This is a genomic window from Chryseobacterium viscerum (genome assembly GCF_025949665.1).
Classification (GTDB): domain Bacteria; phylum Bacteroidota; class Bacteroidia; order Flavobacteriales; family Weeksellaceae; genus Chryseobacterium; species Chryseobacterium viscerum_A.
Map to the genome: position 1 here is coordinate 498,720 of NZ_JAPDFT010000001.1, position 13,104 is coordinate 511,823.

12 protein-coding genes are annotated in these 13,104 nt (G+C 36.3%); 9 read left to right on the forward strand and 3 right to left on the reverse strand.

The window, feature by feature from the left end; translation table 11 throughout:
- Nucleotides 1-66 precede the first annotated feature (66 nt).
- Both OL225_RS02365 and OL225_RS02370 read right to left on the reverse strand, forming a co-directional pair.
- A complete protein-coding gene (locus OL225_RS02365; RefSeq protein WP_047378748.1) occupies nucleotides 67-1,611 on the reverse strand; it encodes a bifunctional response regulator/alkaline phosphatase family protein in 1,545 nt (514 codons plus the stop codon).
- A gap of 132 nt (nucleotides 1,612-1,743) precedes the next feature.
- A complete protein-coding gene (locus OL225_RS02370) occupies nucleotides 1,744-3,384 on the reverse strand; it encodes a S41 family peptidase (protein ID WP_264517147.1) in 1,641 nt (546 codons plus the stop codon).
- A gap of 238 nt (nucleotides 3,385-3,622) precedes the next feature.
- Between OL225_RS02370 and OL225_RS02375 the strand changes: the two genes are divergently transcribed.
- The 9 genes from OL225_RS02375 (at nucleotide 3,623) to OL225_RS02415 (ending at nucleotide 11,696) form a co-directional block, all read left to right on the forward strand.
- A complete protein-coding gene (locus OL225_RS02375; RefSeq protein WP_264517148.1) occupies nucleotides 3,623-4,849 on the forward strand; it encodes an HD domain-containing protein in 1,227 nt (408 codons plus the stop codon).
- Between the two features lie 71 nt (nucleotides 4,850-4,920).
- Nucleotides 4,921-5,952 carry a UDP-3-O-(3-hydroxymyristoyl)glucosamine N-acyltransferase gene (gene lpxD, locus OL225_RS02380; protein ID WP_047378745.1) on the forward strand — a complete coding sequence of 344 codons (1,032 nt, stop codon included), beginning with the start codon at nucleotides 4,921-4,923 and terminating at the stop codon, nucleotides 5,950-5,952.
- Nucleotides 5,945-7,342: a bifunctional UDP-3-O-[3-hydroxymyristoyl] N-acetylglucosamine deacetylase/3-hydroxyacyl-ACP dehydratase gene (locus OL225_RS02385; RefSeq protein ID WP_047378743.1), complete on the forward strand. Its 1,398-nt coding sequence runs from the start codon at nucleotides 5,945-5,947 to the stop codon at nucleotides 7,340-7,342. The genes lpxD and OL225_RS02385 overlap by 8 nt, the downstream gene beginning before the upstream one ends.
- Complete coding sequence (lpxA, locus tag OL225_RS02390; protein WP_047378741.1) at nucleotides 7,343-8,137, forward strand: acyl-ACP--UDP-N-acetylglucosamine O-acyltransferase; 795 nt, start codon at nucleotides 7,343-7,345, stop codon at nucleotides 8,135-8,137. It begins immediately after the preceding gene.
- Between the two features lie 23 nt (nucleotides 8,138-8,160).
- Nucleotides 8,161-8,496: a hypothetical protein gene (locus OL225_RS02395; protein ID WP_264517149.1), complete on the forward strand. Its 336-nt coding sequence runs from the start codon at nucleotides 8,161-8,163 to the stop codon at nucleotides 8,494-8,496.
- Between the two features lie 15 nt (nucleotides 8,497-8,511).
- The gene (efp, locus tag OL225_RS02400) at nucleotides 8,512-9,075 is read left to right on the forward strand and encodes an elongation factor P (RefSeq protein WP_047378738.1); all 564 of its coding nucleotides are present in this window, start codon (nucleotides 8,512-8,514) and stop codon (nucleotides 9,073-9,075) included.
- A gap of 70 nt (nucleotides 9,076-9,145) precedes the next feature.
- Nucleotides 9,146-10,048, forward strand: coding sequence for an LpxD N-terminal domain-containing protein (locus tag OL225_RS02405; protein WP_264517150.1), 903 nt, complete (start codon nucleotides 9,146-9,148; stop codon nucleotides 10,046-10,048).
- Between the two features lie 90 nt (nucleotides 10,049-10,138).
- Nucleotides 10,139-11,011, forward strand: a complete 873-nt coding sequence (gene sucD / locus OL225_RS02410; protein ID WP_047378735.1) for a succinate--CoA ligase subunit alpha — start codon at nucleotides 10,139-10,141, stop codon at nucleotides 11,009-11,011.
- A gap of 16 nt (nucleotides 11,012-11,027) precedes the next feature.
- Nucleotides 11,028-11,696 carry a porin family protein gene (locus tag OL225_RS02415; protein ID WP_047378734.1) on the forward strand — a complete coding sequence of 223 codons (669 nt, stop codon included), beginning with the start codon at nucleotides 11,028-11,030 and terminating at the stop codon, nucleotides 11,694-11,696.
- Between the two features lie 96 nt (nucleotides 11,697-11,792).
- Here the strand turns inward: OL225_RS02415 and OL225_RS02420 are convergent, their stop codons facing one another.
- On the reverse strand, nucleotides 11,793-13,103 hold the full coding sequence (locus OL225_RS02420; RefSeq protein WP_047378733.1) for an ABC transporter permease: 1,311 nt from the start codon (nucleotides 13,101-13,103) through the stop codon (nucleotides 11,793-11,795).
- Between the last annotated feature and the right edge of the window lies 1 nt (nucleotide 13,104).

Here is a 13,104-nt window from a genome sequence, read left to right on the forward strand (position 1 = left end):
AGAAGCGGAAAAAATCATTCGATTTTTTCCGCTTTAAACCCAAAATTAAATAAACTATGAAAAAAACTACTTGGGTTCTAAAATGCTGATAGGAATGATACACTCTTCCAGTGAAATTCCTCCATGCTGGTAGGTTTCTTTATAGTAATTAACGAAATGATTGTAATTTTTAGGATAAGCCAGGAATATATTGTTTTTAGCAAAAATATATTTCGAGCTTAAGTTTCCTTTTGGAAGGAAAAGTTTTTCAGGATTCGTAATCGCCCATACATCACTGTCGTCATACGTTAAACTTTTACCTGTTTTATATCGGATATTAGTAGAAGTTTCTCTGTCTCCTACCACTTTGCTTGGCTTTTTCACATATACCGTTCCGTGGTCCGTAGTGATGACCAGTTTATAGCCGTTTTCTGCCGCTGTTTTTATAATCTTCAGCAAAGAAGAGTTTTCAAACCAGTTGAAGGTAAGAGAGCGGAAGGTTTTATCATCACGGATCAGCTGATCTACGATGTGGTTGTCTGTTTTTGCGTGGGAAAGAATATCAATGAAGTTGTATACGATAACCAGCAGATCATTATTTTTATGCTGATTGAAATCATCATAGATCTTTCTTTCAAAATCGGCATTCAGTACTTTAAGATACTTCATAGATTTTGAGCCCAAACCTATTCTCTTCATTTGGTCTTCCAGGAAGTCACGCTCAAATTCATTTTTGTTTCCTTCTTCATTATCATTAAACCATTTATCCGGAAAACGTTTTTCAATTTCAGACGGCATTAATCCCGCAAAGAAAGAATTTCTCGCATACTGAGTAGCGGTAGGAAGGATACTGTAGTAATAGTCTTCTGAAATCTTGTTGTAGTATTTTGTAAATAAAGGTTCAATCACTTTCCATTGGTCATAACGAAGGTTATCTACCATCAGTAAAAGAACTTTTTCTTTTTCAACTTCAGGTTTTACTTTTTCTTTGAAAAGTGTATGGCTCATTAAAGGTTTGTCAGAATCAACCAGCCAGTCTGTGTAATTTTTTTCAATAAACTTGGCAAACTGAATGTTGGCTTCTTCTTTCTGAGACTGCAGAAGGTCTGCAAATTCATTATCTGCAACCTTATCAAATTTGATCTCCCAACTAAGAATTTTTTTATAATATTCCGCCCATTCCTGATACGTTCTCAGGTATGAAAGTTCCATAGAAAGGTTTCTGAATTCCTGTTGGTACTGTAGAATGGTTTTTTGTTCCACCAGGTTATCTTCCTGAAGGTTTTTTTTGAGGGAAAGTAATATCTGATTAGGATTTACGGGCTTTAATATATAATCGGCAATCTGAGATCCGATAGCCTCTTCCATAATGTGTTCTTCTTCGCTTTTGGTAACCATTACAATTTTTAGGGAATTATCTTTTTCCTTAATCATTGGGATGGCTTCCAGTCCGGAGATACCCGGCATGTTTTCGTCAATTAACGTTAAAGCAAATTTCTCTGAATCCATAAGTTCCAAAGCCTCGTTCACATTATTTACAGGGGTTACCTGATAACCCTTCTTTTCTAAAAATACGATATGAGGTTTAAGTAAATCTATTTCATCATCTATCCATAATATCTTTTCTGACATAATTTATTTTTTACACGGTTATTCTATCAAAATGTTGACCAAATCCTTTTAAAATCTCACAAAATAGAAATATTAAAAGTTAAATATTAGTTAAATGAAAATACCGCTTGATATTTCACATTTTTGTTTACTTTAATCAGTGGTTTTTATATATTCTAAAGCTTTTTCCAGAACTTCATCTTTTCTGTTTTTAAGGCCTTCCACAGTCGGTTTCACAAGAATGTCTGGAGTGATGCCGATTCTCTGTGTCTCCCTTCCGTCCGGATAATAAGCACCCAGACCTGAAAACCGGGTGTCAAGATCTGCAATTTTAAACATAATGACATCTCCGTTGGCTCCCGAAGTATTGCTTCCAATGATTTTAGACTTAGGATGCTGCCTGAACATTATTGTGGTTGTCTCGGCCTGGCTTTGTGTATTCTCATCTACTAAAACGATTACATTCCCTTTATAGTATCCGGGATTCTTCCTGCCTATACTATTTTTCCTGCTGTAAAATTTTCCGGGATAGCTGGTGTCCGGAAAAGTAAACTGATAATAAACTGAAGACTCCGGAAGAAGAAGATAACTTAAAGGTCTGATAGTCTGCTTAGGATAATTTCTAAGATCAAAGATAATTGACTTGGCAGATTGTAAGCTGCTGTACATTTCATTCAGATCTTCCTTCTCTATAATTCCCATATTGACATAGCCGGTTTTCTTTTCATGATCAATGAATTTCCATTTCTTGGGAGGCGTCATTTTTTCCTGAATAATATCTTTCGCAAAATAAGTTTTGGTTTTTATTTCCAGATTTTGGCCTTCTCTTTCAATTTTTACAGTAATAGAATCACTGTTGCTGAAAAGAAGTTTGCTTTTTGCTTTGTTGAATTTACCCCAGGAATTAGAAGCTGGAATATATTTTCCAAAGCTGTTCACTATTTGCGGAATCGTTTTACCTTCAATATCATAAATAACATCCCCTACATGAAGCGGGCTTTTATCCCTGAATCTTGTAGCATTGATCTTTGTAACCACAAGTTTTCCTTCCGCATAGGAATACTCCGCAGGCACTCTTCGGTTTCCGTATTGATGAAACAGGATTTCCTTTGATGAAAGATAGGCATGGGAATCATCCGTTTTGGCAACCAGTTCTGCCAATGCTAAATGATAACTTTCATCACGATCAATCATAAGGAACTTGGGAATCATTTCTGTAAGAACATCATTCCAGTTCTGATCAGTTTCATATTTATAAGGAAAAAAGTACTCTACATAATTCCAATATCTGAATAGCTCCAATAAACTGACGGTTTTTGATGTGAATTTTGAACCGTAGGACCTTTCATTTCTGAAATATATTTTTCTTCCGCCTTTTCCGAAATAATGATTATCTCCAAGATTCCGGTTATTTTCAATATAATGAAGTTCTTGAGACAGATCTCTGGTGAAAATTTGACGATTGTCTATCCAGCTCAGATCAAAATTCTTAAGAAAATATACTTTATCTTCCTTTACTGAACATTCTTTGCAAGGGGTAACTTCTCCGAGACTCCCGATCCAGTCAGAATAAAAATTATTTAACGCCTGTATATCATTAATAGAGTCAAGTTCATCAATCTTCTGAAAAAGCTGTTTGTCCCAGTTCAGATTTCCTTTTGCTACATGAGGATGGTAATATTTTAAGAATCCCCAAATCCGACAGAGAGATTCCAGTTTTTGGGTCTCGGATAGAATTTGTGCAGAAAAATTTAAACTTAAAAGTAATAAGAGGAAAAGAGAATATTTTCTCATTAAGGGTTATCGTGTTTTCTCTCAAAGGTAGTCCTTTGCTGCAACAACTGCAAAAGGTTTTCAAAAAAATATGAATTAAAAATAAAAATGAGTCAGAGAGATTTTCAATAGTATTAAAAAGGTATTATTTGTTAAAAACATGAGTGTTATCCGTTTTTAAGCCGTATATTTTAATAGTAATTTAATAAAAGCCTAAACTTTAAAATGCCTAACTTTGTTTGCTAATATTGACGTTTCAATGCAGAATAAGCTAAAAATCATCAACGATCCTGTTCATGGATTCATCAAAATTCCCCACGAAATTTTATTTGATATCATTGAGCATCCTTACTTTCAGAGATTAAGAAGAATCGGGCAGACCGGACTTCTGAACCTGATATTTCCAGGAGCTACTCATACAAGATTTCATCATGCTTTGGGAGCAATGCATCTGATGTTTACTGCATTGGAAACATTAAAGCAGAAAGGAGTAAAAATTTCTGAAGAAGAGGAAAAAGGAGCGATGCTGGCTATTCTGATGCATGATATTGGTCATGGTCCGTTTTCTCATGCGCTTGAAAGTATGCTGATGGATGACTGGCATCATGAAAACCTTTCTTTACTTCTTATGAATAAGCTAAATGAGGAGTTTGATGGGCAGTTATCTATGGCTATTGAAATGTTTCAGGGGAAATATCATAGAAAATTTTTCAACCAATTGATCTCTTCCCAGCTGGATGTTGACCGTCTGGATTATCTGAAAAGAGACAGCTTTTTTACCGGTGTATCGGAAGGAAATATTAATACCCAGAGAATTATTTCCATGATGAATGTCTGTGAAGAAGGTGAACTGGTAATTGATGCAAAAGGAATTTATTCTATTGAAAATTTTCTGACAGCCAGAATGTTCATGTACTGGCAGGTGTATTACCATAAAACTTCAGCATTGGCAGAATTTCTTTTGGTTAAGATCCTTGAAAGAGCAAAATATCTGATTTCCCAGGGAACAGAGCTTCCTGCAGCCGAGAATCTGAAATATTTTTTATACCGCGAAAAGAGTGCAGCAACGGATGAAGATATAGAGAGATTTACAAGCCTTGATGATAATGATGTGATCCAGGCGATGAAAGAGTGGCAGAATACGGATGATTTTGTGTTGTCATATTGGTGTAAATGTGTAATTCAGAGAAATTTACCTAAAACAATTATTTCATCGCATCAATTTGGAAAGGAAATAATTGATGAAAAAATAAAAAACACCAATGAATTTTTCAAAATCAACAATGGAAAAGAATTGGTTCATGAAATAAAAAGAAAACTTTTACCCTATCATGCGGAGAAGCAGCCAATCTATTTATTGCATAAAAATGGTAAAAGAACGAGGCTTCATGAGTCAGAAGATCAGCTTTTATCGGGGTTAATTGTAAATAAGACAACCCGCTATATCCTTATGTTTCCAAGAGATATCTCCGGGCTAGACTCTTAAATAATATTAAAATTTACGATCTGAAACCAAAAAATGTTTGCAAATTCTAGAATTTCTTATCTTTGCAGAATATGGAATTTACAGCTTCGCAAATTGCAAGTTTTATTGACGGAAAAATAATAGGTGACGAGAATGCACTTATTACAGGGGTTTCACCAATTGAAAATGGGGAATCAGGACATCTTTCTTTTATAGCACAAGATAGATTTTCTCATTTCTTGGATACCTCACGATGCTCTGTTATCATCATTTCGGAAAAACTTCTGGAGAAAAATAATTATAACCCTACCTTAATCGTTGTAAAAGATGCCTATCTTTCTTTTCAGATTCTGATGAATTTATATCAGGAAATGCAGGGAAGAAAAGAAGGTATAGAAAATGGTTCTTCCATTCATGATACGGCTGTCATAGGAGATAAAGCCTATATCGGAGCATTTACTTATGTTTCTGAGAAAGCTAAAATTGGGGAAGGGTCACAGATCTATCCGCATGTATATATAGGAAAAGGAGTGAAAATTGGTAAAAACTGTAAGATAGACAGTGGAGCCAGAATTTACGACTATTGTATTATTGGGGATAACTGTGTGATTCATTCCAATACGGTAATTGGAGGTGACGGTTTTGGTTTCCAGCCAACAGCCGAAGGTTTCAAAAAGATACCGCAGCTTGGAAATGTAATTATTGAAGACGATGTTGAGATCGGCTCAAACTGTAGTATTGACAGAGCAACAATAGGCTCTACCATTATAGGAAAGGGAACCAAAATTGATAACCTGATTCAGATTGCCCATAATGTGAAAATAGGTCAGAACAACGTAATTGCAGCACAAGCGGGAATTGCAGGTTCTACTACAATTGGAGACTGGAATCAGATTGGAGGCCAGGTAGGCGTCGTAGGACATATCAAAATAGGAAATCAGGTGAAAATTCAGGCTCAGAGTGGTGTGAATTCCAGCGTTAATGATAGAGAAACATTGTATGGCTCACCAGCCATCAGCTATAATGACTATTTGAGGAGTTATGTTCATTTCAGGAATCTGCCTGGAATCGTAAATAGAATAAATAATCTTGAGAATAACTCAAAAGATAATACTAATGAGTGATATGCAAAAAACACTTCAGCAAGAGGTAACTCTTTCTGGAATTGGCCTTCATACGGGTAAAGAAGTAAAACTTACCATTAAACCTGCTAAAGAAAATACAGGTTTTGTATTTGTAAGAACAGACTTGGAGGGACATCCTCAGGTAGAAGCAGATGTAAATTATGTTGTAGCAACAGAAAGAGGAACTACATTAGAAAAATTAGGGGTAAAAATTACCACTTGCGAACACCTTTTGGCAGCTCTTGTGGGTTGTGATATTGATAACGCGGTCTTAGAAATGGATGCCTCTGAGCCACCTATTCTGGATGGATCTTCAAAATATTTTGTTGAAGCTATTGAAAGCGTTGGTGTTGCAGAACAGGGGGTAGCGAGAGAATATCTGGTTGTAAAAGAAGTTCTTACTTACAGTGATCCGGCAACAGGTTCGGAAATCACAATTATTCCTTCAGATACTTACGAAGTAACAACAATGGTAGATTTTGGGACTAAAGTATTAGGTACTCAGAATGCCACTCTTAAAAATATTTCAGAATTTAAAGACGAAATCTCATCAGCAAGAACATTTAGCTTCCTGCATGAATTGGAAATGCTTTTAGATCACGGTTTGATCAAAGGTGGAGATATTTCCAATGCCATTGTATATGTAGATAAAGATCTTACTCCTGAAACTACAGAAAAATTAAAGAAAGCTTTTGGTAAAGATAATGTATCCATCAGACCAAACGGTATTCTTGATAATCTTAATTTAAACTATCCTAACGAAGCCGCAAGACACAAATTACTGGATGTAATCGGTGACCTGGCTTTGGCAGGTGTAAAAATAAAAGGTAAAGTTATTGCCAACAAACCGGGACACTTTGTGAATACTCAGTTTGCGAAAAAACTAAACCGCCAGTGGAAATTGCAGAAAAAGAAAAACGTTCCGGATTTTGACCTGACAAAAGAACCAGTATTCGATATCAACGGAATAATGAAGCTTATGCCTCACAGACCCCCGTTCTTATTGATTGATAAAGTTCTTGAGCTTTCAGACTCTCATGTAGTAGGTTTGAAAAACGTGACGATGAACGAACCATTCTTCGTTGGACACTTCCCTAAAGAACCTGTAATGCCTGGAGTACTTCAGGTAGAAGCATTAGCACAGACAGGAGGTATCCTGGTACTGGCTAGCGTTCCGGATCCTGAGAACTATTCTACTTATTTCATCAAAATTGATAAGGTGAAATTCAAGAGAAAAGTAATTCCTGGAGATACGCTAATATTCAAAATTGAATTGATAGAGCCTATCAGAAGAGGAATTGTTCATATGCAGGGGTATGGATACGTAGGAGATACAGTAGCAGTAGAAGCAGAGCTTATGGCTCAAGTTGCAAAAAATAAAGTTGATTAAATGATTCATCAATTAGCAGCCGTAGATAAACGCGCGAAAATCAGCAAAAATGTAATCGTAGAACCATTTACTACTATTGCAGGGGACGTAGAAATTGGAGAAGGAACCTGGATTGGTCCTAACGTTACCATTATGGATGGTGCAAGAATAGGAAAAAACTGTAGGATTTTTCCTGGGACTGTAATCTCTGCAATTCCCCAGGATCTGAAATTTGATGGTGAAGATACTCAGGTAATTATCGGTGATGATACAACAATCAGAGAATGTGTTACAGTAAACAGAGGTACAAAAGCTCTAGGATATACTAAAATAGGAGCGAACTGCCTTATTATGGCTACTTCACATATTGCCCATGATTGCGTTATCGGAGATCACGTTATCATTGTAAACGGTTGTGGTATTGCAGGACATGTGGAGATTGGAGATTATACGGTAATGGGAGGCTTATCTGCTGTTCACCAATTTGGTAAAATCGGAAAACATGTCATGATTTCCGGAGGTACTTTGGTAAGAAAAGATATTCCACCTTACGTAAAGGTTGCAAGAGAGCCTATGTCTTATGCAGGTATCAATTCTGTTGGATTAAGAAGAAGAGGATTTACCAATGAGAAAATCTTTGAAATCCAGAAAATCTACAGAGCAATATTCCAGATGAAAATGAACGTTTCTCAGGCTATTTCCCATATTGAAAAAGAAATGCTTCCAACGGCTGAAAGAGATGAAATCTTACAGTTTATTCAAAACTCACCTAGAGGTATCGTAAAAGGATATGGTACCGGAAAGGAAAGAGAGTAATTAATGATAAATACTATCAGACAATGAAAAGTTTAATTGTACTTACGGCGCTTTCTGCAACTTCTTTTTTGTTTGCACAGCAGACGGAAAAGCCTGAAACTGGAAAAAAGGAAAACCCCTTTACCATAGAAAGAAAACTTTCCGAAGTATCTAATGATAGTATTGCAAAGAATAACGTAAATAGTATTCTGAAACAGAAAAATACCGGAAGTTCAATTTTAGGAACAACCGATCAATATAAAACTGATCTTCAGATGAATGTAAACAGATTGAATAATAATGTGAATACGTTCAATAATAATACATTTAACAGAATGATGCCGCAAGGGCAAGGAATACAGTTTAATAAAAGAAAATAAATATTTACAAAATTAATGGCAACAAGTAACGATATCAGAAAAGGTCTTTGCATCGAATATAGCAATGATATTTTTAAAGTAATCGAGTTCCTTCACGTAAAACCAGGAAAAGGACCTGCTTTCGTAAGAACAAAATTAAAATCAGTGACTAACGGTAAAGTAATTGATAATACTTTCTCTGCAGGACACAAAATTGATGAAGTAAAAGTAATCACTAGAAAGTTCCAGTATCTGTATGATGATGAGAACGGATTCCACTTCATGAACAATGATGACTTCTCTCAATTATACATCAATAAAGAAATGATTGAAAACGCTCAGTTCATGAAAGCTGGTGAAGAAGTAACAATCATTCTGAAAGAAGCTGATGAGACTCCGCTTTCTGCTGAACTTCCACAGTCAGTATATCTGGATGTTATCGAAGCTGATCCGGGTGTAAAAGGAAACACGGCAACTAACGCTCTTAAAAACGCAATCGTTGAAACAGGAGCAAGAGTAATGGTTCCTTTGTTCATTGAACCGGGAGACAGAATTAAAGTAAGCACTGAAGACGGCAGCTACTTAGAAAGAGTGAAATAATAAATAAAATTTACATAAATTCGGTTTGCATTAGCAGTCCGAATTTTGTTTTATAAGAAAATCTATTGTTATGAGATTCCATTCTCCGCAAAAGCTTAAAACGATTGCAGATTTAATAGGCTCAGCATTTGTTGGTCCGGAAGACTTTGAAGTATTGGGAACTAATGAAATTCATATGGTAAAGCCAGGTGATATCGTTTTTGTGAACCACCCTAAATATTATGACAAAGCATTAAACTCTGCAGCGACTATTATTTTAATTGATAAAGAAGTAGAGTGCCCGGAAGGCAAAGCGCTTTTAGTTTCTGATGATCCTTTCAGAGACTTTAATAAAATCAATACTCATTTTACCAGAATATATAATTTCACAGAAGAACTTCACGATGTTGAAATAGGAGAGGGTACAAGGATTCACTCTTCAGCAGTAATCGGAAACAATGTGAAAATCGGAAAAAATACCCTTATCTTCCCTAATGTAGTGATCGGTGATCGTACGGAAATCGGAGATAATGTTATTATTCAATCCAACACCGTTTTAGGAGGTGACGCATTTTATTACAGAAAATTAAATGGAAACTTTGACCGCCTGATTTCTGTAGGAAATGTTGTTATTGAAAACAATGTGGAGATCGGAAATGGCTGCACCATAGACAGAGGTGTTACAGATTCTACCATCATTGGAGAAGGTTCTGTTTTGGATAACCAGATTCAGGTGGGACATGATACCGTTATCGGGAAAAAATGTCTTATTGCTTCTCAGGTAGGAATTGCAGGATGCTGCATCATTGGAGATGAGGTGACATTATGGGGACAGGTAGGAATCGCTTCCGGTAATAAAATTGAGGCAGGATCTGTAATTTTGGGAAAAACAGGAGTAAACAGAGATCTGGAAAAAGGTATCTATATCGGGATGTTTGCCGAAGATTTCAAAACTTATCTCAAAAAAGAAGTAAAGCTGAGAAATCTCAAATAAACTATTCCAAAGGTTTTATCTAAAATCAAAGAAATTTAAGTAAATTTGTGAGCATTAATAAAATAATAAATAAATTAAAACAACAATAAAATGTCAATTTTAGTAAACAAAGATTCTAAAGTAATTGTACAAGGATTTACAGGGAACGAAGGAACTTTCCACGCTGGTCAGATGATTGAATACGGAACAAATGTAGTAGGTGGTGTTACTCCAGGAAAAGGAGGTAGCGAGCACTTAGGAAAACCGGTATTTAATACAGTGGCTGATGCTGTTGAAAAAGCAGGAGCAAACGTAAGTATCATTTTCGTACCACCGGCATTTGCAGCAGACGCTATCATGGAAGCTGCTGAAGCAGGTATCAAAGTGATTGTATGTATTACGGAAGGTATTCCTGTAGCTGATATGGTAAAAGTAAAATCTTATATTGCTGACAGAGACTGCAGATTAATCGGACCAAACTGCCCTGGAATCATTACTTCTGAAGAAGCTAAAATTGGTATTATGCCAGGTTTCGTTTTCAAAAAAGGTAAAGTAGGTATCGTTTCAAAATCAGGTACCCTTACTTACGAAGCTGCTGACCAGGTAGTAAGAGCAGGTTACGGTATTTCTACCGCTATCGGTATTGGTGGTGACCCAATCATTGGAACAACTACAAGAGAAGCATTAGAATTATTTATCAATGACCCTGAAACTGAAGCTGTTGTAATGATCGGTGAAATTGGTGGAGGTCTTGAAGCTGAAGCTGCAAGATGGTACAAAGCAAGTGGTTCTAATAAACCAGTTGTAGGGTTCATCGCTGGGCAAACAGCTCCAAAAGGAAGAACAATGGGACACGCAGGTGCTATCGTAGGTGGTGCTGAAGATACAGCTCAGGCAAAAATGGAAATCATGAGAGAAAACGGTATCAACGTTGTAGACTCTCCTGCTGATATTGGTGCTACTGTAGCAAAAATTCTAGGATAATATAAAACCACATCATATGAAAAAACTTTTATTAGCCTCAGCTTTGACGCTTTCTGCATTATCTTTTGCACAGGTGCAATGGAATAATACAAGATTTGGTCTTACAGCAGGTTTAAACTACTCAAGAGTAGCAAATGCCCACAATCCCTCTGGCCCAAGATTTACCTTCCAAGGTGGAGCTTTGGCTTTGATCCCCGTAGGGAAGGCAAACCAATTCTTTATACAACCCGAAGTTTTGTACTATGGTGCAGGAGAAACCGGGAAAGATAAAGACGCTAAAGGAAAAGATGGTTATGATGCAGTATATGCAAACAACTATCTGAGTGTACCACTTTATTTCAAAGGATACTTTTCAGAAGCTGAATCGGAATTCTTTGGATTGATTGGACCTAGATTTAACTTTTTAGTAAGTCAGGACGTAAAGAATGCTCCTATAAGCAGACCTTATTATGATCCGGACGTTACTGATCCTACACAACCAGGAGTAGACGGAAAAGCAAAAAGCTTTAACTGGGGACTTGGACTAGGCGTAGGATATAGCTATAAGAGACAACTTGAAGTAGCTTTAAAATATGATTTAGGACTTTCTGATACTTACCCTGGTCTTGCAAAAGAAAAAGGCGGTAGTGATAAGAAAAAATCAGAACAGGTAATTGCACTTACCTTAAGCTATATATTCAAATAGAATAGCTCTCAATATAAAAAATCTCGGAAACTAAGTTTCCGGGATTTTTTATTTTTAATTGTAAAAGAGCTTTATACTCTTCAGCCCTTTCGTTTATTATCCTTTAATCCACTTCCAAAGCTCTTTTAAAGTAGCTTTATTACCGTACATCAAGATACCTACACGATAGATTTTTCCGGCCAGGAAGATCATAAAAATAGTTGTCGCCAGCAATAATGCAATAGACAGTGCAATCTGCCAGGCAGGAACTCCAAATGGGATTCTTGCAATCATCGCAACCGGTGAAGTAAACGGAATGATGGACAGCCAGAAGCCTAATGGCCCGTCCGGATTGTTCATCAGGGTAAAACTTCCATACATCCCCAATGTCAATGGCAAAATGGCAAATAAAGTAAATTGTTGGGTTTCTGTTTCGTTATCTACTGCAGAACCAATTGCTGCATAAATAGAACTGTAAAAAATATATCCTAAAAGGAAGAAAACGATGAATACAAAAATGATCAGTGGAAAATTCAATTCCAGCAAACTGTGAGAGATCTGGGTAGCGAGCTGTCCCACATCCAGTTTACTTGCAATCTCATCATTTCCACCCGGAATATTTTTCTGAAGAGGTGAGAAGCCTGTATTCAGAACTAATGCTCCGATGACAGACATCGTGATCCAGATCAGAAACTGTGTCAGTGCAACCATAGTTACCCCCAGAATCTTACCCATCATCAGTTCAAAAGGTTTTACAGAAGAAATAATGATCTCCACAACACGGTTGTTCTTTTCCTCAAGTACACTTCGCATTACCCTTACACCATATATAATGATAAACATAAAGGTGACATACATCAGGATCATACTCAGCCCTGATTTAACCCCAAAAGCAAGATCAGAATCCTCTTTATTATTATCCGTAACATTAATGGTCTTTAATGTAAAGCTTTTATCAAGATCAATTAACTGAGTCTCCTGAATGCCCAGTTGTTTAATTTTTTCTTTTTTAACAACATTGCTGATGTCAGAAACAATTTGCTGCTTTGTATCGAATCCTATTTTGCTGTTGATCACCAGCCTTGCCTCTTTTTCAAGCGCATCGAAATTCTGATTTTTCAATTCCGGAAGAATCAAAATACCATCCAGGGATTCATTTCCTTTTAAATTGTTGATCTTGGATTTTTCATCTGCAGCCGAAACAAAAACGTAATTTAATTTATCATTAGATTTCAGCTGATTCATAAACAATCCGCTTTTATCAACCACTTCTATAATACTGTGTGACTCATTCGCCTTAAACATTAATCCAACCACAGCCCCAAAAGCAATAATCATTATGGGCGCCAGCAGTGTTAATATGATAAAGGATTTTTTCTTAACCTGTGTAAGAAATTCTCTCTTGGTAATTAAAAAAATATTATTCATA